Here is a 20,314-nt window from a genome sequence, read left to right as displayed (position 1 = left end):
CCTTAGCGGTTGGTGCGCGACATGAACATCAGGCGCTCGAACAGGTGCACGTCCTGCTCGTTTTTCAGCAGCGCGCCGTGCAGCGGCGGCACGACGGCCTTGTTGTCCTTGCTGCGCAGCGCTTCGGCTGGGATGTCCTCGGCCAGCAGGAGCTTGAGCCAGTCGAGGAATTCCGACGTCGACGGCTTTTTCTTCAGGCCCGGCACGTCGCGCACTTCATAGAAGGTTTGCAGCGCCTGCGCCAGCAATTCCTGTTTCAGGTGCGGGTAGTGGACGGCGACGATCTGCTCCATCGTGTCCTTGTCCGGGAATTTGATGTAGTGGAAGAAGCAGCGGCGCAGGAAGGCATCCGGCAATTCCTTCTCGTTGTTCGAGGTGATGATGACGAGCGGACGGTGGCGCGCCGTGACCATTTCGCGCGTCTCATACACATAGAATTCCATGCGGTCCAGCTCGCGCAGCAAGTCGTTCGGGAATTCGATGTCGGCCTTGTCGATTTCATCGATCAGCAGCACCACCGGTTCGGGCGCCGTGAATGCCTGCCACAGCACGCCCTTGACGATATAGTTCTGGATGTCGCGCACGCGCTCGTCGCCCAGCTGCGAATCGCGCAGGCGCGACACGGCGTCGTATTCGTACAGGCCCTGCTGCGCCTTGGTGGTCGATTTGATATGCCATTGCATCAGCGGCATGTTCAGCGCGGCGGCTACTTCCTCGGCCAGCATGGTCTTGCCCGTGCCCGGTTCGCCCTTGATCAGCAGCGGGCGTTGCAGGGTCAGCGCCGCATTCACGGCCAGTTTCAGGTCGGCGGTGGCGACATAGCTGTCGGAACCTTCGAAGCGTTGGCCTTGCTGGGTGTGCTGTGCTTGCATGAGCGGTCTGCCAAAGTAGGGAAATGGTGAGTATAAACAGAACTGTGGCGCGCTGCCACGCGGACGGCCTGTGCCTGCCTGCCGACAATGCGGGTTTTATAGGTGGACTTGCAAGAATATCTTGGCTAGAATCGGCAAGCAGCAGATTAATTGTCAACCTTAATTGTCAACACATAAAATCAATAAAAACCAGCACTGGCGTTTCTCCGATTACCTTTGTTCACATTGCCACTATGAAAAAAATATTTGCACTTCTCGTGCTTGCCGGCATAGCAAATGCCGTCACAGCGGCTGACATTGTAGGAAACGCCAAGGCAGCCCCTGCCAAGGTGGAAATGTGTATCGGCTGCCACGGCATCCCCGGTTACAAGGCAACCTTCCCCGAAGTGTTCCAGGTGCCGATGATCGGCGGCCAGCCGGCAAAATATATCGAGAATGCGCTGCAAGCCTACAAGAAGGGCGACCGCAAGCACCCCAGCATGAAGGGCATCGCCAGCAGCCTGTCGGACCAGGATATCGCCGATGTCGCCGCGTACTATGCGCAACAAGCCAAGCCGAACTGAGGACCAGCCAGATGATGAAAACACTACTCGCCGCCCTCGTTTGCGCCACCGTCTCGTTTTCCGCCAGCGCCGCCGGCAATGTCAACACGGGCAAGGCCCTGGCCGAAAAATACAGCTGCGCCACCTGCCACGGCAAGGATTACGGTTCGCCCATCGACCCGTCCTACCCGAAACTGGCGGGCCAGCACAGGGATTACCTGGAACACGCCTTGACGGCGTATAAGCGGGGCGACAAGGCCAACGGCCGCAACAACGCCATCATGACGGGCCAGGTAAAACCGCTGAGCAACCAGGACATCAAGGACCTGGCCGCCTACCTGCACAGCTTGCCGACCACCCTGGTGACCCACCGCTGAGCGGTAACGCCGGTTCAGGCTTTCAGTCCGACCCGGCGCGCCAGCTTGTGCAGATTGCTGGCGTCGAGTCCCAGCTGCCGTGCGGCAGCGGCCCAGTTATCCTGATGCAGCACCAGCGCTTGCCGGATGGCCTGGCGCTGGCTCGCTTCGACGATCTGATGCATCGATAGCAGCGGCGCCGCCGGCATCGTGCACGCAGCTAGCACTGGCGGCAGCGCGTCCGCGCCGGCCGGCGCTTCCAGCGCATCGAGGTCGAGCATATCCGTTTCCAGCGTTACTATCTCTTTGCGGTCCGCGCCGCGGATCACGGCTTTCAGCGCGGCCCGGCTGATCACATGTTCCAGTTCGCGTACGTTGCCGGGCCAGCGGTAGTGGCACAATGCGTTTTCCGCCGCGGCCGACAGGCGCAGGCTGCGCAAGCCCAGGCGCGCGCGGTTCAGTTCCAGGAAACCGCCCGCCAGCAGCAGCACGTCGTTGCCCCGCTCGCGCAGCGGCGGAATCGGCACGGGATAGACGGATAAACGGTGGTACAGATCGGCGCGGAACGAGCCGTCGCGCACATGTTCGCGCAGGCTGCGGTTGGTGGCGGCGATCACGCGCACGTTGACCCGGCGCGGCCGGTCCGCGCCCAGGCGCTGGATTTCGCCATTTTGCAAGGTGCGCAGCAGCTTGGCCTGTATCGACAGCGGCAATTCCCCCACTTCATCGAGAAACAGGGTGCCCCCTTCGGCCGCCTCGAAACGCCCGGGCCGGTCGCTGACGGCGCCGGAAAACGCGCCCCGTACATGGCCGAACAACTCGCTCTCGGCCAGCGATTCCGGCAAGGCCGCGCAATTGACGTGGATCAGCGGTTTGCCGGCGCGGCGCGACAGCCGGTGCAGGCGGTGCGCGCACAATTCCTTGCCCACGCCCGTCTCTCCCAGCAGCAGCACGGGCAGCTCGGAATCGGCGACCACCTGCAATTCGTGCAGCAAATGCGTGATGGCGCTGCTCTGGCCGACGAAGTCGTGTTCCTCGCGCGGCGCCTGCGCATCGGCCAGCATGGCGCCGCCCGACAGGCGCAGGGCGCGGATTTCCGTCTCCAGGCGCGTCACGCGCACGGCCGCCTCGATGGCGCAGGCCAGTTCGCCCAGGTCGCGCTGCGCCTGCGTATCGAAGGTGCCCACCCGCAGCGCGTCGAGCGTGATCACGCCCCAGCGTTCGCCTTCCAGGTCCAGCGCCATGCCCATGCAGTCGTGCACGGGCAGCGGTTCGCCGGCCCGCTCGGCGATCAGGCCGTCGTAGGGATCGGGCAGGGAGCTGTCGTGATGGAAGCACAGCACGCCGCGCCGCTGCAGGATGGCGGCCAGGCGCGGATGGTCGGCGACGGCGAAGCGGCGTCCCAGCGCGTCGCTGGCCAGGCCGGCCATCGCCACGGGGCGCAGGTGCTCGCCATCGAGCTTGAGCAAGGCCACGGCCTCGCAGCCGAAGTGCGCGCGCAGGCTGCCCACCAGGCGCTGCAGGCGCACGGCCACGGGCAGGTCGGCGACCAGGTCGGTGAGCAGCAGCAGGTGGATGGCGGTGGTGGTCATAACTACCATGCAGGGTACAACGGACCACGCTTGAGCAGGGTCATATCGACCCTGCATTTTTCAAATCGTTGATTTAAAACAAGTTTTTCCTGGCACACCGTTTGCCTAGGTAAGGGTGCCGAACCGGCATACAAGACCAAGGAAAGCCTGATGAAAACGACTCCCTCCCTCCGCGCCATTGCCGCCGCCGTCTGCGTACTGGCCATGCCCCTGTCCGTGCAAGCCCAGGCGAGCCTGCCGGCCAGCGCCGCCGCCACTGCGGCCGCTGTCAGCCAACCCTCTGCCGCCGCCGCGCTCAAGCGCTATGAACTGCAAACCAATATCGTCGACGGCAAGATGGTGTTCATCGATGCCAAGGGCCAGGTCAACCCCGTGCTGAAGGCCAAGGTGGGCGACACGGTCGAACTGGTGCTGAAAAGCGGCGAAGGCGCCGAGCACGACCTGCTGATCCCGGAACTGAACGTGGCATCAAACAAGTTCAGCGCCAACAGCGGCAGCACCACCGTGCGCTTCAAGGTCACGCGCGCCGGCACGTTCACCTATTACTGCTCGATTCCCGGCCACCGCCAGATCGGCATGGAAGGCAAGCTGGAAGTCGCCGGCATCTCGCTGGCCGAAGCCGGGGCACAGAAGGCCGCTGGCGCCGGCAGCGCTGCCGGCGAATCGAGCCAGGCCGCGGCGCTGGCCCTGTACACGCCTGCGCCGTCGCCGATGCGCGGCCCCGATCCTTCGGCCGTCAGCGTGGCCGCCAATCCGGCGCAGGTGCCTTCCGCCATCGGCGCGCGCGCGCCGCAAACGCTGAAATACCGGATGGAGACGGTGGAACTGCCGGGCAAGCTCGATGACGGCACCAGCTTTACCTACTGGACCTTCAACCGGCAAGTACCGGGCCCGATGCTGCGCGCGAAGGTGGGCGACACGGTGGAACTGACCCTGTTCAATGCGAAAGACAGCAAGATGATCCACTCGATCGACCTGCACGCGGTGACGGGCGGCCATGGCGGCGGACAGCACACGCAGGTGGCGCCGGGGCAGGAAAAGACGGTGACCTTCAAGGCGCTCAATCCGGGCCTGTTCGTCTACCACTGCGCCACGCCGCTCGTGCCGCAGCACATCGCGGCCGGCATGTACGGCATGATCCTCGTCGAACCGGAAGGCGGCCTGTCAAAAGTCGACCGCGAGTATTACGTGATGCAGGGCGAGATGTACACGGGCCGTCCGCACGGCGCACCCGTGCACCAGGAACCGAACCTGGAAAAAATGGCCAATGAGCTGCCCGACTACTACGTCTTCAACGGCGAAGTGGGCGCCCTGAGCAAGACGCACAAACTGCAGGCCAAAGTCGGCGAGACCGTGCGCATCTATTTCGGCGTCGGCGGCCCGAACAAGATTTCATCATTCCACATCATCGGCGAGATCTTCGACAAGGTGTACAGCGAAGGCTCGATCAGCAGCCCGAAAAACGACGTGCAAACCACGCTCGTCGCACCGGGCGGCGCGACCATCGTCGAACTCAAGGTGCAGCACCCTGGCAGCTATCTGCTGGTCGACCATGCGCTGTCGCGCGCCGGCAAGGGCGCCGTGGGCGTGCTGGAAGTGACGGGCGAAGCGGTGCCCGGCGTCTACCACGCGGGCGCCGTCCAATAAAACAACCCCCCATTCATCATCAAGGAACTGCTATGGAAATGATCGACCTATCCCTGGGCCAGCTGGCCCGCCGCATCCCCGGCGCCACGCGCCTGTTCGATGCGCACCGCCTCGATTTCTGCTGCGGCGGCAACAAGACCCTGCGCGCGGCGGCCGAAGCGGCCGGCGTGGACGCGGCGCCCATCGTCAAGGAACTGCAAGTGCTGGCCGGACGGATTGACGCCAGCGGCGAGCGTGACTGGCAGGACGCCCCGGCCGCCGAGCTGGTGGAACACATCCTGGCGCGCTACCACGCCGTGCATCGCGAGCAGCTGCCCGAGCTGATACGCCTGGCGCGCAAGGTCGAGCAGGTGCATGGCGACCGCGCCGACTGTCCGCACGGGCTGGCGGAACACCTGTCGGCCATGGCGCAGGAACTGGAAAGCCATATGCGCAAGGAGGAAGACGTGCTGTTCCCCATGATCGTGCGCGGCCAGGGCCCCCGGGCCGGCGCGCCCATCAACGTGATGCGCATGGAGCACGACGACCATGGCGTGGCCTTGCGCGCCATGGAGGCGATGACGAACGATATCACCGCACCAGGTGGCGCCTGCACCACCTGGCGCGCGCTGTACACGGGCCTGCGCACCTTCCGCGAAGATCTGATGGCGCACATCCATACTGAAAACAATATCCTGTTCGAGCGCTTTGCGCCGGCCGTGGTGCACTGACAAAGGAAAGACCCATGGGTCCCTACAAAAAACTCTGGTTCACCCTGATCGGTGTGCTGATCGTGACGTTTTCGCTGCTCGGCTACTACGGCACGGAAGTGTATCGCCAGGCGCCGCCGATTCCCGCGCAAGTGCTGGCGCAGGATGGCCGGCAGCTGTTCGACCGCGAGGGCATCCTCGACGGCCAGACGGCCTGGCAATCGGTCGGCGGCATGCAGCTGGGCTCCATCTGGGGCCACGGCGCCTACCAGGCGCCCGACTGGACGGCCGACTGGCTGCACCGCGAATTGACGGCCTGGCTGGAACTGGCCGCGCAAGAGCAGCATGGCAAGGCCTACGCGGCGCTCGACGGCCCCGCGCAGGCGGCGCTGCGCGAAGCGCTCAAGCTGGAGTACCGCGGCAACCGTACCGATGATGCGCAAGTGCTGCGCCTGTCGGCGCGCCGCGTGCAAGCCATCGCCAGCACGGCGCACTATTACGACCAGCTGTTCTCCGACGCGCCGGCGCTGCAAAAAAGCCGCGAGCATTTCGCCATGAAGGAAAACACCCTGCCCAGTGCCGCGCGGCGCGCGCAGATGACGCAGTTCTTCTTCTGGACGGCGTGGGCCGCCGCCACCGAACGTCCGGGCCAGAAAGTGACCTATACGAACAACTGGCCGCACGAACCGCTGATCGGCAACCAGCCAAGTGGCGAAAACCTCGTCTGGTCGGTCGCCAGCGTGGTGGTGCTGCTGGCCGGCGTGGGCTTCCTCGTCTGGGGCTGGGCCTTCTTGCGCGACCACGACGAAGCGCTGCCGGCCGCCGGTCCGCGCGACCCGCTCACCACTTTCGCGCTGACGCCTTCGCAGCGGGGACTGGGCAAGTACCTGTTCCTGGTGGTGGCGCTGTTCATCTTCCAGGTCTTCATCGGCGGCTTCACGGCGCACTACACGGTGGAAGGGCAGCAGTTCTACGGCATCGACGTGTCGCGCTGGTTCCCGTATGCGCTCACGCGCACCTGGCATATCCAGGCCGCGCTGTTCTGGATCGCCACCGGCTTCCTGGCCGCCGGCCTGTTCCTCGCCCCGCTGATCAATGGCGGCAAGGACCCCAAGTGGCAGCGCCTCGGTGTCGACGTGCTGTTCTGGGCCCTCGTCGCGGTCGTCGTCGGCTCGTTCATCGGCAATTACCTGGCCATCGCGCAAGTGATGCCGCCCGAGTGGAATTTCTGGCTCGGCCATCAGGGTTATGAATATGTGGACCTGGGACGCCTGTGGCAAATCGGCAAATTTGTCGGCATCCTGCTGTGGCTCGTGCTGATGCTGCGCGGCGTCGTGCCCGCCCTGCGCCAGCCGGGCGGCGACAAGAACCTGCTGGCGCTGCTGACCGCGTCCGTGGGCGCCATCGGGCTGTTCTATGGCGCCGGCCTGTTCTACGGCGAGCGCACGCATTTATCCGTGATGGAGTACTGGCGCTGGTGGGTGGTGCACCTGTGGGTGGAAGGCTTCTTTGAAGTGTTCGCCACGACGGCGCTGGCCTTCATCTTCTCGACCCTGGGCCTGGTGTCGGTGCGCATGGCCACGACGGCCAGCCTGGCGTCGGCCTCGCTGTTCATGCTGGGTGGCATACCCGGCACCTTCCACCACCTGTACTTTGCCGGCACCACCACGCCCGTGATGGCCATCGGCGCGAGCTTCAGCGCGCTGGAAGTGGTGCCGCTGATCGTGCTGGGGCATGAAGCGTGGGAAAACTGGCGCTTAAAGGAGCGCGCGCCGTGGATGGAAAACCTGCGCTGGCCCCTGATGTGCTTTGTCGCCGTCGCCTTCTGGAACATGCTGGGCGCGGGCGTGCTGGGCTTCATGATCAATCCGCCCGTGGCCTTGTACTACATCCAGGGTCTCAACACGACTCCCGTGCATGCGCATGCGGCGCTGTTCGGCGTGTACGGCTTCCTGGCGCTGGGCTTTACCTTGCTGGTGCTGCGTTATCTGCGGCCCGACTACCGCTTCAGCCCTGCGTTGATGAAGACGGCGTTCTGGGGTTTGAACGGGGGACTGGCGCTGATGATCTTTACCAGCTTGCTGCCGATTGGCATCATCCAGTTCCACGCCAGCGTGACGGAAGGCCTGTGGTATGCGCGCAGCGAAGGCTTCATGCAGCAGCCGCTGTTGCAGAACCTGCGATGGATACGCACCTTCGGTGACGTGGTGTTCATCGTCGGCGCCGTCGCCATGGCACTGCAGGTGGTGCTGGGGTTGCTGGACAAGGCGCCGAAGGCAGCTGTACTGCAGCCTTCAGCGGCATAGCCCGGTTAACGCCTGCGGACGCAGTCGATATACGCGTCCGTATCCGGCGGCAAGCCCGAGCGCTGCGAAGCCCAGATCATCTGGCCCAGACATTCCATCACTTCGTGCTGGGCCGCATGGGCCGAATCGAGGCGCTGGGTCAGCTGCTGGACGGCCGGGCGGATGCCGCGCGGCTGGTCCACCTGTACCTGCTCCGTGATCGACAGATGCATGGACAGGTGCAGGAAGGGATTGGCCTGGCCCCCTTCGACGGAGTAATCGCGCGCCAGCGCCGCTTCGACGTCGGAGAGCTCGTTTTCATACTCGGGATGTTCGAGGATCCAGTCGAGCGCGATGGCTTCCATCGGCGTGAGGATTTCGTGGGCGCGGTGCTTGCGCAAGGTGTCGCAAAAGAAGCGGCGCACGTCGTCGGAAGAGGGGTTGAACATGGCTGTAGGACTATGGCTAAGGGGCAGCCGGCATTGTACCGCGTACATCAATTCAAGGCATCGGGGATGCCCTTTTTGCCGTCCGGCGTCCGCTTGGATGACCCGATAGTCACCGCAATTTAATACCCTGCAGTAAGTATTATCCACTACCGCCACGGCCCGGCGGCGCCAAATAACGGTGATAAAATCGCCGCTCTTGATATTTGCTCTGGACACGATGGCGATTTTGTTGCCATTGCGTGCTTCCATTGCCCGCACCTTTGCCACCAGATCTTGCTCCTGGCTTATTCCGGAGCGCGGCAGCATGCCTATCACCATCAACCTTGACCTGTCCGGCCGCCCTGGCGTTCCGGCTGGCCGGCTGTTTTTCATTCAACACAGCGATGGTGCCGCCACGGTGGCGCGCAAGAATCATCCTTCAGTATTCATAAACGGAGTTACGTATGCGTAAATCGCTATTACTTTTGATGTCGTGCCTGATCCTGGCGGCATGTAACAAGACCCCTCCGGCCTCGTCCGAAAAACCGGTCGACGTGCTGCTGATCGGCGCCGGCACCATGAGCGCCACCCTGGGCAGCATGCTCAAGGAACTCGATCCCTCGCTGACGATGGAAATGGTCGAGCGCCTCGATTCCGTGGCCGCCGAAAGCTCGGACGCGATGAACAACGCAGGCACGGGCCACTCGGCATTCGCCGAACTGAACTACACGCCGGAAGCGGCCGACGGCAGCATCGAGACCAAGAAAGCCGTTGCCATCAACGAGCAATTCGAAATTTCCAAGCAATTCTGGGCCTATCAGGTGGCTAACAAGCACTTGGGCGCGCCGCAAACCTTCATCAACAACGTGCCGCACATGGCCTTTGTGTGGGGCGACGACAATATTGCCTTTTTGAAGAAGCGCTACGCCGCGCTGCAAAAGGAAAACCTGTTCAAGGGCATGCTGTTCTCGGAAGACCAGGCGCAGATCGAGCAATGGGCGCCGCTCGTCATGCAAGGCCGCGACAAGGGCCAGAAAGTGGCCGCGACGCGCATGGACATCGGTACCGACGTCAATTTCGGCAACCTCACGCGCGGCCTGGTGAAATACCTGACGGACAGCCACGGCATGGTCTTGCACCTGCGCCACCAAGTGGAAGATATTCAGCGCGGCGCCGACGGCGTGTGGAACGTGACGGTGAAAGACTTGGCTGCCGGCAAGGAAAAAACCATGCGCGCCAAGTTCGTCTTCATCGGCGCCGGCGGCGGTTCGCTGCCGCTGCTGGAAAAATCGGGTATTCCTGAAGCCAAGGGCTACGGCGGCGTGCCGGTCGGCGGCCAATGGCTGGTGACCACCAATCCGGCACTGGTGGCGGCGCATGCGGCCAAGGTCTACGGCAAGGCGTCCGTCGGTTCGCCGCCGATGTCCGTGCCGCATCTGGACACGCGCATCATCGATGGCAAGAAAGCCCTGCTGTTTGGCCCGTTCGCCACCTTCTCGACGAAGTTCCTGAAAAACGGCTCGTGGATCGACTTGCCTGCCTCGATCGGCACGGGCAATGTGAAACCGATGCTGCAAGCCGGCTACGACAATATTCCGCTGACGAAATATCTGGTGGAACAGGTCATGAACACGCCGGAAGACCGCCTGAAGACCCTGCGCGAATACTTGCCGAACGCCAAGATGGAAGACTGGACCCTGCAAAACGCCGGCCAGCGCGTGCAGATCGTCAAGGATGACCCTGTCAAAGGCGGCTTGCTGCAGTTTGGCACGGAAGTCGTCGGCGCCGCCGATGGCAGCATCGTCGCCTTGCTGGGTGCTTCGCCAGGCGCCTCGACCGCGCCGCCGATCATGATCAAGGTGCTGCAAACGGCATTCAAGAGCCGCCTGGCCACGCCGGAATGGCAAGCGAAGATGGTGGAAATGGTGCCGTCGTACGGTCAAAAGCTGAACAACGACCCGGCCCTGGCCAACAAGATCCGCCATTACAGCAGCAATATCCTGGGCTTGAAGGCGATCACGCTCGACGTTCCCGCTGCTGCGCCAGCGCCGGCGGCAAACTAAGCCAGCCTGACCGGCAGGGGAGTTTCCTGCCGGCATGAAAAAAGGGGCAGCCTGTTCAGGCTGCCCCTTTTGCGTGGGAGCGTGCGTTCATTGCGGCGGACTACTCCTTGCCCGGCAAGATCAGCTCCGGCGTACACCCTTCGGCGGCGATGCCGTCGCAAGGCTTGGCCAGTGCCGCGCCGTCCTGTGCCCGTGGCGCATGGGGCTGGCGCAGGTAGCGCGACGTGTGGCGGTGCGCTTGCTGTGCGTTGCCATGCACGGGCCAGGTCAGGAAGCGGGACAGCTCCTGCAAGGCGCGCTGGTACACATCGCGTTTAAATTCAATGACGACATCGAGCGGGACCCAGTATTCATGCCAGCGCCAGGCGTCGAACTCGGGATGGTCGGTCAGGCGCAGATTGACGTCGTTATCGCGCGCGCACATTCTCAGCAGAAACCAAATCTGCTTCTGGCCACGGTAATGGCCGCGAATCTCGCGCTTGATGAAGTGGTCTGGCACTTCATAGCGCAGCCAGTCGCGGGTGCGGCCGACAATTTTGACGTGTTCCTGTCTGAGTCCGATTTCCTCTTCAAGTTCGCGAAACATGGCTTGTTCCGGTGTTTCGCCATATTTGATACCGCCTTGCGGAAACTGCCATGAGTGCTCGCGCACCCGCTTGCCCCACCACACCTCGTTCTGGGCGTTTAGCAGGATGATGCCGACGTTGGGCCGAAACCCTTCACGGTCGAGCATAATGCACCTCAAACTTTCTGCGACAGTGCGTCCTTTTTTACATAATTACCCACAACTTCGCAAGCCGGTGACCTTTTCGGGGTGCGAAAAGCGCCGGAATCGCACCAATTGAGCGCATTTGTGTAAAGTATGGACGCATCAGCCAGCTAATCCTTTAAAATTAGGTTGATTATAACCCTCTCTTTTTAAAAAGAATTCACCGTTATGCGCGCCTCCCGTTTTTTTATTTCCACACTTAAAGATGCACCTTCTGACGCGGAAATCGTCAGCCACCAATTGATGATGCGTGCAGGCATGATCAAACGCCTCGGTTCCGGCATCTATACCTACATGCCGATGGGCTTGCGCGTGATCCGCAAGGTGGAAGCCATCATCCGTGACGAGATGAACAAAGCCGCCGCCATCGAACTGCTGATGCCGCTCGTGCAGCCGGCCGAACTGTGGCAGGAAACGGGCCGCTGGACCAAGATGGGCGACGAACTGATGCGCGTGAAAGACCGCCACGGCCGCGAATACGCGATCCAGCCCACGTCGGAAGAAGTCATCACGGACGTCGTGCGCACGGAAATCAAGTCCTACCGCCAGTTGCCGTTGAACTTTTATCACATCCAGACCAAGTTCCGCGACGAGCGCCGCCCACGCTTCGGCCTGATGCGCGGCCGCGAATTCACGATGAAGGACGCGTATTCGTTCGACCGCGACCTGGCCGGCATGCAGGCGTCGTACAAGGTCATGTTCGACGCCTACACGCGCATCTTCACGCGTTTCGGCCTGCAATTCCGCGCCGTGGCGGCCGACAACGGCGCCATCGGCGGTTCCGGTTCGCACGAATTCCACGTCATCGCCCACACGGGTGAAGACGCGCTTGTGTACTGCCCGACCTCCGACTACGCCGCCAACATGGAAGCGGCCGAAGCGCTGCCGCCAGCGGGCGAGCGCCCGGCCGCCGCCCAGGCGCTGACCAAAACGGCCACGCCGGACACCGTCAAGTGCGAAACCGTGGCCGCCTTGCTGGGCATCGAGCTGTCACGCACCGTGAAAACCATCGCCCTGACGGTGGAAACGGCGGGCAAGGATGAAAAAATCACGAAACAGCATTTCATGCTGCTGCTGCGCGGCGATCATGAATTGAACGAGATCAAGGTGGGCAAGGTTGCCGGCCTGGCCGGTCACCGTTTCTCGACGGAAGCGGAAATCCTGGAAGTCTACGGCACCATTCCTGGCTACCTGGGCCCGATCGGCACGAAGGCACCGGTCACCGTGGTGGCGGACCGCACGGTCGCCCACATGAGCGACTTCGTCTGCGGCGCGAATGAGGCCGGTTTCCACTACACGGGCGCCAACTGGGGCCGTGACGTGGCTGAGCCTGCCATCGTGGCCGACTTGCGCAACGTCGTCGCCGGCGACGCGTCGCCGGACGGCCAGGGCGCCCTGGCCATCGAGCGCGGCATCGAAGTGGGTCACGTGTTCCAGCTGGGTACGGCGTACTCGGAAAGCATGAAAGCCACCTTCCTCGACGAAAACGGCAAGCCTGCGCCGCTGCAGATGGGTTGCTACGGCATCGGCGTGACGCGCATCCTGGGCGCCGCCATCGAACAGAACTTCGATGACAAGGGCATCATCTGGCCAGCGTCGATCGCGCCGTTCGAAGTCGTGCTGTGCCCGATGGGCATGGATCGCAGCGAACTGGTCAAGGAAGAGACGGAGAAGCTGTACGCGGCCCTGCAAGGCGCTGGCGTGGACGTCATCGTCGACGACCGCGGCTTGCGCCCTGGCGCCATGTTTGCTGACTGGGAACTGATTGGCGTGCCGCACCGCATCGTCATCGGCGAGCGCGGCCTGAAAGAAGGCAAGCTGGAATACCAGGGCCGCCGCGATGCGGAAGCGACCGGCGTGGCGCCGGACGAGATCGTCGCCTTCATCCAGGGCAAAATGGCGCAGTGAAGCGCCTATCGGTAAGTAAAACGGCTGGCGCGCTCGCGCTGGCCGCCGGCCTGGCCTGCGTCTCTCCGGCGCAGGCCGGCAACCAGAAAGAGGAGGCGCTGGCCGACTCCGTCCGCCTGGCCCTGTCGCATGCGATCCGCGACGAACGCCCGCCGCAGCCCAAATTTGCCACGCCCGCCGACCTGCAGCGCTACCAGCAATGGCTGGCGCAGATGTCGCAACGCCTGCAGCGAAAGCTGCCGGACGCCCAGCTGCGCACGGAATTCCTGGAAACCGTCTGGTACGAAGCGCGCCGCGCGGGCCTGGAACCGGCCCTGGTGCTGGGTCTGATCCAGGTGGAATCGGCTTACCGCAAATATGCCGTTTCGCTGGCCGGCGCCCGCGGCTACATGCAGGTGATGCCATTCTGGACGGGCGTCATCGGCGACCATGACCGCAGCAAGCTGTTCCACATGCAGACAAACCTGCGCTACGGCTGCGCGATCCTGCGCATGTACCTGGATATGGAAAAGGGTGATTTATACCTGGCGCTGGGGCGCTACAACGGCAGCCGGGGCAGGGCCGAGTATCCGAATGCGGTAAGGGCGGCTTGGAAGCAGTGGGAAGTCAAATAAAGGCTGGGGTCAGACCCCCGGCAGCGTTGGCGCAGAGCTCTGTATTAACGGTGTTGAGGGAATGATCCCGGGTGAATGGGGCGGACGTAGGTCGGATTAGGTCTGAAAGACCGTCATCCGACAACATGGTTGACCCCCGCAGCAAAAAAATGCCCCGCTCGCAGTAAAGCGGCGGGGCACTCACACGGCGTAGACGCCCTGTGCGTATCTGATTATTTCAAATGATCGGAGATCAGTTTCGTCATTTCAAACATGGAGACTTGGGCTTTGCCGCCGAAAACAGCTTTCAGCTTGTCGTCCGCATTGATCATGCGGCGGTTGGCCGGATCTTGCAGATCGAGTTTTTTGATGTAATCCCATACCTTTTTGGTCACTTCCGTGCGCGGCAGTGGTGCTGCGCCAACAACGGCGGCCAGATCTTTCGATGGCGTCATTGCTTTCATGAATGCTGCGTTTGGCTTGCGTGGTGTTGCCGGTGCTGCCGCTTTCTTCGCCGCTGCTGGTTTAGCTGCTGCCTTGGCTGCGGGTGCTGCTTTCTTGGCGGCTGCAGGCTTGGCTGCTGCTGCTTTGGCTGGCGCTGCTACTGGGGTTTTTTTGGCTGTTGCCATCTTCGAGCCTCCTTAACAAACACATGGGAAATTGCGCAATTAATCGCACGGCTAATATTGGTGTGGATTTACCTTGTATGCAAGTGTTTTTCACGTTTTCACGAGGAAAAAGCAGGGAAATGGCAATGCTGTCGCCCGGGCGCACCGCTTGGGAGCGCAGAACGGCGTTTTTACCCGTAAATGGCATGGTTGCTGGCTATGCGGGGAGGGGCGCTGCGGAGGGCGGGAAGCGTGATGCCGGACACATGAAAATGCAATCCGGCATTATTTGGAACGGTGTTTTTTGACTTGAACTACGTCTCACGCGGCGTAAAAAAGGCCTTCAAAATCACAGCGAGCGGATGGTATTTGTGGCCGAGAAGCGCAACCGTACTAAAGTACGGTGAGCATCGCCGGCCGCAAGAACCACCGCGCAGCGGATTTTGAAGCCTTACCTCATCCCGGGCATCATGCCTTTCATACTGCGCATCATCTTCATCATGCCGCCGCCCGACAATTTCTTCATCATCGTCTGCATCTGCTCGAATTGCGTCAGCATGCGGTTCACTTCCTGCACCTGCACGCCGGCGCCGGCGGCGATGCGGCGCTTGCGCGTGGCCTTGATCAGTTCAGGCTTGGCGCGTTCCTGCGGCGTCATCGAATCGATGATGCCGCACATGCGGCGCACCTGCTTATCGGCCTGATCCATGTTCTTGCCGCCTGCCGCCTGCTGGAACTGGGCCGGCAGCTTGTCCATCAGGTTGGCCATGCCGCCCATTTTCTTCATCTGGCCCAATTGCGCCTTGAAGTCGTTCATGTCGAACTTGCCGCCGACCTTGATCTTTTGCGCCAGATCGGCCGCTGCCTTGCTGTCGACGCCCTTGCGCGCTTCTTCGACCAGGGCGAGGATGTCGCCCATGCCGAGGATGCGGTTGGCCATGCGGGTCGGATCGAACGCTTCCAGGCCGTCGAGTTTTTCCGAGACACCGGCAAACTTGATCGGCTTGCCCGTGATGTGGCGCACGGACAGGGCGGCACCGCCGCGCGCATCGCCATCGAGCTTGGTCAGCACGATACCGGTCAGCGGCAGCGCATCATTGAAGGCCTTGGCCGTATTGATGGCGTCCTGGCCCAGCATGGCGTCGACGACGAACAGGGTTTCGATCGGTTTCACGGCGCCGTGGACGGCGGCGATTTCGCGCATCATCTCTTCGTCGATACCGAGACGGCCCGCCGTATCGATTATCAGCACGTCGTGGTAGTGCTTTTTCGCCCAGTCCAGCGCGGCCAGGGCGATATCAACCGGCTTGTCCGTGCTGGTGGACGGGAAGAAGTCGGCGCCGACCTGGGCGGTGACCGATTGCAGCTGGGCGATCGCGGCGGGACGGTACACGTCGGCCGAGACGGTCAGCACTTTCTTCTTCTTTTCTTCCTTCAGGTACTTCGCCAGCTTGCCGACGGTGGTGGTTTTACCCACACCTTGCAGACCGGCCATCAGGATGATGGCGGGCGGCTGCTGCGCAAAGCTGATCTGCGACGCTTCCGGTCCCAGGTCGGCGCCCATCAGGGCGGCCAGCTCGCGCTGCACCACGCCAACGAGGGCCTGGCCTGGCGTCAGCGAGGAAATGACATCCTCGCCCATGGCTTTTTCTTTGACTTTGGCGATGAATTCGCGCACGGCGGGCAGGGCGACGTCGGCTTCGAGCAGCGCCAGGCGCACTTCGCGCAGCATGTCGGCGGTGTTCGCTTCGGTCAGGCGCGCCTCGCCGCGCATGGTCTTGACGACTTTGGCAAGCCGTTGGGTGAGATTATCTAGCATGATGAACCTGCAATGAAAAGCTTGGGAGTGGGCGGCGCAAGCCGGACGATGGCCGTCATTTTACCTTATCGCGGGTGGCTGGCGGTCCCGCGCGGCAGCGCCTGGCGGTTGGCCGGCTTTTGAATGAGTTGGTATTTCTGCCAATGCCGCGATTGCATGAAAGTCAAAAACACGGTTAAAATGAGAATAATTCTTATTTACATTCGTGGGCGCGTCGCGCCAGACCGGAAAGGAATGCCATGTCGGCCGCCGATTTTGCACAGCAACAAGACCTGCACGCGCTCTACAGCAGCCATCACGGCTGGCTGCAGGGCTGGCTGCGGCATAAGCTGGGCAATGCGGGCGACGCGGCGGACCTGGCGCAAGACACCTTCATCAGCGTGCTGACGGCCGCTTCCGCGCCGCAGATCCGCGAAGCGCGGCCGTTTCTCGCCACCGTCGCGCGCCGCCTGGTGGCGCACCGCTACCGCCGGCAGGTGCTGGAAGACGCCTACCTAGAGGCGCTCGCCTGCCTGCCGCCCGAGGTGGTGCCCGCGCCGGAAGCGCGGCTGCTGGCGCTGGAAGCCTTGCAGGAGATCGACCAGGCCCTCGACGGCTTGCCGGGTCCCGTGCGCACGGCGTTCTTGCTGGCGCAGCTCGAAGGCCTCAGCTATGCCGAGATCGCCGCGCGCCTGAACGTATCGGCCAGCTCGGTCAAGCAATACCTGACGCGCGCCAACCGCCAGGTGTTTTTCTCGCTGCCGGCATGAGCACGGCGGCAGAACCGGCGGCACCGCCAGCCATTCGCGAGGACGTGCAGCAGCAGGCGGCCGAGTGGCTGACCGTGCTGATGTCGAGCGAGGCCAGCGAAGCGCAGCAGGCCGCCTGGCAGCGCTGGCGCGCCGCCGACCCGGAACATGAACAGGCCTGGCGGCATATCGAAGCGGTATCGCGGCGCTTCAACGGCTTGCACCGCGGCGCGGCCGCGCAGGCGCTGGCCGGCACGCAGCGCAAAGCCGTCAACGGCAAGCGGCGCCAGGTGCTGGCGTGGCTGGGCGTGGCGGCCGGCGGCGGCATGCTGGCCGCGCAGACGGGCGCCTGGGATGATATGCGCGCCCTGCGTGCCGACTACCGCACGGCCACGGGCGAGCGGCGTGAGGTGATATTGGACGATGGCAGCGTGCTCAGCCTGAATACGGGATCGGCCGTCAACGTGCGTTTCGACGCCAGCCGCCGCCTGATCGAGCTGCTGGCCGGCGAGATCCTCGTCGTTAGCGGCCACGGTGCCGGCAGCGCCGCGCCTTTGGTGGTAGCCACGCGCGAAGGCCTGGTGCGCGCGCTGGGTACGCGCTTTGCCGTACGCCAGCAGGATGACTACAGCACGGTGGACGTGTTGGAAAGCGCCGTGGAAATCCGTCCCCGCGACAGTGCCGGCGCGCCAATGCTGCTGGCGGCCGGGCGCGGCGTGGCATTTTCCCGCCAGACGCTGGACGCGCCGCACGCCATCGCTGCGTATGCGCATGCCTGGTCGCGCGGGCAGCTGATCGTCGACGACGTGACCCTGGGCGATTTCCTGGCCGACCTGGCCCGCTACCGCCCCGGCGTGATCGACTGCGCGCCGGCAGTGGCCCAGCTGCGCCTGTCGGGCGTGTTCCCGCTGGCCGACACGCAGCGCATTTTGAACATGCTGCCCAACTCGCTGCCGGTGCAGGTCCGCAGCCGCACGCGCTATTGGGTCAGCGTCGAGCCGGCGTCATAGCACGCTGCGCAGAAATATTTAGCCATCCGGCTGCCCGTTTTTCGTTTTCGCGGCACCTACAAGGTAGGCGCCTGTTTTTTACCGTCTCATGACGCCATTACTATCAGGAACTTTCATGTCGCACGCTTTGCCTTTTGTCAGTTTGCCATCCTCTCACTCCTCACTGCGTCCGCTGGCGCAAGCCGCCGCGGCCCTGTGCCTGGCCACCAGCCTGCCGGCGCTGGCGCAGCAGGCGCCAGCCATTCCCGCGACCGAGCAAACCATGCTCGGCGTGTCCGTCACTGCGGGGCGCGATGCGACGACGGAAGGCAGCGGCTCCTACACGACGGGCGTGAGCAACACGGCAACCAAGCTGAACCTGTCGCTGCGCGAAACGCCGCAGTCGGTCAGCGTGCTGACGCGCCAGCAGATCGACGACCTCGGCATCACGACCCTGGACGATGCCGTGCAGTCGATCACGGGTCTTGTCATGCAAAAGGGCAACTTTACGGGCGATTCGGGCAGTTTCAGCGCGCGGGGCTTTCCAATCGACAACATCCTGTTCGACGGCTTGCCTACCAGCCTGGGCGCGAACGGCACGTTCAATGGCGACAATGACGACCTGGCCATCTATGACCGCATCGAGGTGGTGCGCGGCGCCACGGGCTTGATGACGGGCAGCGGCACGCCCAGCGCGGCCATCAACATGGTGCGCAAGCGCCCGACGGCCACGCCGCAAGCGTCGTTCTCGGCCAGCATCGGCAGCTGGAGCAACTACCGTCTGGAAGCCGATGCGGCCAACGCGCTCAACGCAGCGAAGACCCTGCGCGGGCGCATGGTCGTCACGGTGCAGGACAAGAAGGATTTTGTCGACGTGCTGCATGGACGCAATCACCAGCTGTACGGCATCATCGAGGCCGATCTGCGTCCCGATACCACGTTGACCGTGGGCGCCCACTACCGCAAGACCGATAACGACGGCGTGACGACGGGCGTGGTGACGGCCGCCGACGGCCGCTTTTTGAATTTGCCCCGCTCCACCTACCTGGGCAGCGATTTCGACGGCTGGCGCCAGACCGATAAAACCATCTTCGCCGAACTGGAACACCGCTTCGCCAACGGCTGGAAGGCCAAGCTGGCGGCCACGCGCAAGACGCCCGAGATCGACACGACGTTTTCCGGCATCAACCGCCGCGGCGACACCCTGCGCTTCAATTCGCAAAGCTACCGCGCCGAACTGGCCAACACCAGCTATGACGCGTATGCCAGCGGCAGCTACAGCCTGTTCGGCCGCGAGCACGAGCTGACCGTCGGCGCCAGCCACCGCCGTTCGTCGAAAAACAGCTATGGCGGCTGGGCGCCGTACAGCTGGGGCGCGGCTGCGCCCGTGCTCGACCCGTTCCACTGGGACGCGGGCAGCGTGGCGCGCCCCGTCATCAATTACGCGCAGTGGCGCACGGCCAGCATTACCGAGCAAAGCGGCGTGTATGCGGGCACGCGCCTGCGCCTGACCGAGCCGCTGTCGCTGGTGCTGGGCGGGCGCGTGAGCTGGTACAAGGACGATGCCGGCTACTCGGTGGCGCGCGAATTCACGCCGTACGCCGGTGTCGTGTATGACCTCGACAAGCAGCATTCCGTGTACGCCAGCTGGACCGAGATCTTCCAGCCGCAGGCGTCCACCGATGCCAATGCGCGGCCCCTGAAACCGATCAGCGGCACCAACTATGAAGCGGGCGTGAAAGGCGAATACTTCGGCGGCGCCCTCAATGCCAGCGCGGCCGTGTTCCAGATCCGCCAGCAGAACCGCGGCGTGGACGACCTGGCCGGTCCGAATCCCTGCCCCGGCAGTACCTGGGGCTATTGCCAGCGCGCGTCGGGCGAAGTGCGCAGCGAAGGCGTGGAGCTGGACGTGGCGGGCGCGCTGACGCCGGACTGGCAGCTGTCGGCCGGTTTTACGTATGTGAAGGCGCAATTCACGCGCGACAGCGATCCGGCCAATATCGGCAAGGATTTCAACAGCCGCTATCCGCGCCAGCAGCTCAAGCTGGCCACCAGCTACCGCCTGTCCGGCGCCGCACAGGGCTGGCGCGTCGGCGCGTCGGTGTACGGGCAGGGCGCGACCGAGTCGAGCGACGGCACCTACCATCTGCGCCAGGGCCGCTACGCGATCGTGGGCCTGAACGCGGCCTGGCAGATCGACAGCCGCGCCGAGCTGCGCCTGAACGTCAACAATGCGCTGGACAAGCACTATTACCAGAGCATCTATTCCGATGTCTTCGGCAACCTGGTCGGGGCGCCGCGCAACGTGATGCTGACATTGAACTACAAACTGTAAACAATCACTTTTGAATGACCTATCTTGATGAAGGATGCATGGCTTATGGATGTGCAGTTGAATCTGGCCCACGCCAGTAATGGCGTGAGCC

At 63.3% G+C, this 20,314-nt stretch carries 19 protein-coding genes; 13 read left to right on the top strand and 6 right to left on the bottom strand.

The features are described from left to right. Positions 1 to 2: 2 nt before the first annotated feature. Positions 3 to 872 carry a MoxR family ATPase gene (locus JAB8_RS04060; RefSeq protein WP_034746522.1) on the bottom strand — a complete coding sequence of 290 codons (870 nt, stop codon included), beginning with the start codon at positions 870 to 872 and terminating at the stop codon, positions 3 to 5. 233 nt (positions 873 to 1,105) lie between these two features. On the opposite strand from JAB8_RS04060, the gene JAB8_RS04055 reads away from it, so the two are divergent. Both JAB8_RS04055 and JAB8_RS04050 read left to right on the top strand, forming a co-directional pair. Further along, positions 1,106 to 1,435, top strand: a complete 330-nt coding sequence (locus tag JAB8_RS04055) for a cytochrome c (RefSeq protein ID WP_046684254.1) — start codon at positions 1,106 to 1,108, stop codon at positions 1,433 to 1,435. Positions 1,436 to 1,449: 14 nt separating this feature from the next. Beyond that, positions 1,450 to 1,791, top strand: coding sequence for a cytochrome c (locus JAB8_RS04050; protein ID WP_070288644.1), 342 nt, complete (start codon positions 1,450 to 1,452; stop codon positions 1,789 to 1,791). Positions 1,792 to 1,805: 14 nt separating this feature from the next. Here JAB8_RS04050 and norR read toward each other — a convergent pair whose 3' ends face one another. After that, positions 1,806 to 3,362, bottom strand: coding sequence for a nitric oxide reductase transcriptional regulator NorR (gene norR / locus JAB8_RS04045; protein ID WP_070288612.1), 1,557 nt, complete (start codon positions 3,360 to 3,362; stop codon positions 1,806 to 1,808). Between the two features lie 150 nt (positions 3,363 to 3,512). Between norR and nirK the strand changes: the two genes are divergently transcribed. From nirK to JAB8_RS04030, 3 genes are read left to right on the top strand one after another with little or no spacing between them, the layout of a single operon-like run. After that, positions 3,513 to 5,009, top strand: coding sequence for a copper-containing nitrite reductase (nirK, locus tag JAB8_RS04040; RefSeq protein ID WP_070218602.1), 1,497 nt, complete (start codon positions 3,513 to 3,515; stop codon positions 5,007 to 5,009). A 32-nt stretch (positions 5,010 to 5,041) separates the two neighbouring features. Continuing rightward, positions 5,042 to 5,719, top strand: coding sequence for an iron-sulfur cluster repair protein YtfE (gene ytfE / locus JAB8_RS04035; protein ID WP_070288611.1), 678 nt, complete (start codon positions 5,042 to 5,044; stop codon positions 5,717 to 5,719). 14 nt (positions 5,720 to 5,733) lie between these two features. Further along, complete coding sequence (locus JAB8_RS04030; protein WP_070288610.1) at positions 5,734 to 8,004, top strand: nitric-oxide reductase large subunit; 2,271 nt, start codon at positions 5,734 to 5,736, stop codon at positions 8,002 to 8,004. Between the two features lie 5 nt (positions 8,005 to 8,009). Here JAB8_RS04030 and JAB8_RS04025 read toward each other — a convergent pair whose 3' ends face one another. Continuing rightward, positions 8,010 to 8,432, bottom strand: coding sequence for a DUF1841 family protein (locus JAB8_RS04025; protein ID WP_070218599.1), 423 nt, complete (start codon positions 8,430 to 8,432; stop codon positions 8,010 to 8,012). Positions 8,433 to 8,649: 217 nt separating this feature from the next. Between JAB8_RS04025 and JAB8_RS28855 the strand changes: the two genes are divergently transcribed. Together JAB8_RS28855 and mqo are read left to right on the top strand one after the other, a co-directional pair. Continuing rightward, complete coding sequence (locus JAB8_RS28855; protein WP_139142938.1) at positions 8,650 to 8,883, top strand: hypothetical protein; 234 nt, start codon at positions 8,650 to 8,652, stop codon at positions 8,881 to 8,883. Further along, positions 8,876 to 10,474: a malate dehydrogenase (quinone) gene (mqo, locus tag JAB8_RS04020; RefSeq protein WP_070288609.1), complete on the top strand. Its 1,599-nt coding sequence runs from the start codon at positions 8,876 to 8,878 to the stop codon at positions 10,472 to 10,474. The genes JAB8_RS28855 and mqo overlap by 8 nt, the downstream gene beginning before the upstream one ends. 100 nt (positions 10,475 to 10,574) lie before the next feature. On the opposite strand, the gene JAB8_RS04015 is transcribed toward mqo, so the two are convergent. Further along, positions 10,575 to 11,207 carry an RNA pyrophosphohydrolase gene (locus tag JAB8_RS04015; RefSeq protein ID WP_070218597.1) on the bottom strand — a complete coding sequence of 211 codons (633 nt, stop codon included), beginning with the start codon at positions 11,205 to 11,207 and terminating at the stop codon, positions 10,575 to 10,577. A gap of 204 nt (positions 11,208 to 11,411) precedes the next feature. Here JAB8_RS04015 and JAB8_RS04010 point away from each other — a divergent pair, with 204 nt between their 5' ends. Together JAB8_RS04010 and JAB8_RS04005 are read left to right on the top strand one after the other, a co-directional pair. Beyond that, positions 11,412 to 13,151, top strand: coding sequence for a proline--tRNA ligase (locus JAB8_RS04010; RefSeq protein WP_070288608.1), 1,740 nt, complete (start codon positions 11,412 to 11,414; stop codon positions 13,149 to 13,151). Further along, a complete protein-coding gene (locus JAB8_RS04005; protein WP_070218595.1) occupies positions 13,148 to 13,765 on the top strand; it encodes a lytic transglycosylase domain-containing protein in 618 nt (205 codons plus the stop codon). The genes JAB8_RS04010 and JAB8_RS04005 overlap by 4 nt, the downstream gene beginning before the upstream one ends. A gap of 212 nt (positions 13,766 to 13,977) precedes the next feature. Here JAB8_RS04005 and JAB8_RS28000 read toward each other — a convergent pair whose 3' ends face one another. After that, positions 13,978 to 14,373 (bottom strand): SWIB/MDM2 domain-containing protein, encoded by a 396-nt coding sequence (locus tag JAB8_RS28000; protein ID WP_071650146.1) that lies wholly within the window; start codon positions 14,371 to 14,373, stop codon positions 13,978 to 13,980. 77 nt (positions 14,374 to 14,450) lie between these two features. On the opposite strand from JAB8_RS28000, the gene JAB8_RS28850 reads away from it, so the two are divergent. Further along, on the top strand, positions 14,451 to 14,660 hold the full coding sequence (locus tag JAB8_RS28850; protein WP_139142937.1) for a hypothetical protein: 210 nt from the start codon (positions 14,451 to 14,453) through the stop codon (positions 14,658 to 14,660). A 143-nt stretch (positions 14,661 to 14,803) separates the two neighbouring features. Here the strand turns inward: JAB8_RS28850 and ffh are convergent, their stop codons facing one another. Further along, positions 14,804 to 16,171, bottom strand: a complete 1,368-nt coding sequence (ffh, locus tag JAB8_RS03995) for a signal recognition particle protein (protein ID WP_034746567.1) — start codon at positions 16,169 to 16,171, stop codon at positions 14,804 to 14,806. A gap of 239 nt (positions 16,172 to 16,410) precedes the next feature. On the opposite strand from ffh, the gene JAB8_RS03990 reads away from it, so the two are divergent. From JAB8_RS03990 to JAB8_RS03980, 3 genes are all read left to right on the top strand, one after another. After that, positions 16,411 to 16,920, top strand: coding sequence for a sigma-70 family RNA polymerase sigma factor (locus JAB8_RS03990; protein ID WP_070218594.1), 510 nt, complete (start codon positions 16,411 to 16,413; stop codon positions 16,918 to 16,920). Continuing rightward, positions 16,917 to 17,909, top strand: a complete 993-nt coding sequence (locus JAB8_RS03985; protein WP_070218593.1) for a FecR domain-containing protein — start codon at positions 16,917 to 16,919, stop codon at positions 17,907 to 17,909. The genes JAB8_RS03990 and JAB8_RS03985 overlap by 4 nt, the downstream gene beginning before the upstream one ends. A 115-nt stretch (positions 17,910 to 18,024) precedes the next feature. Beyond that, positions 18,025 to 20,223: a TonB-dependent siderophore receptor gene (locus tag JAB8_RS03980; protein ID WP_217494199.1), complete on the top strand. Its 2,199-nt coding sequence runs from the start codon at positions 18,025 to 18,027 to the stop codon at positions 20,221 to 20,223. Positions 20,224 to 20,314 lie beyond the last annotated feature (91 nt).

This window comes from Janthinobacterium sp. HH106 (assembly GCF_001758725.1).
Classification (GTDB): domain Bacteria; phylum Pseudomonadota; class Gammaproteobacteria; order Burkholderiales; family Burkholderiaceae_D; genus Janthinobacterium.
This window is presented reverse-complemented; position numbering and strand designations above follow the sequence as displayed.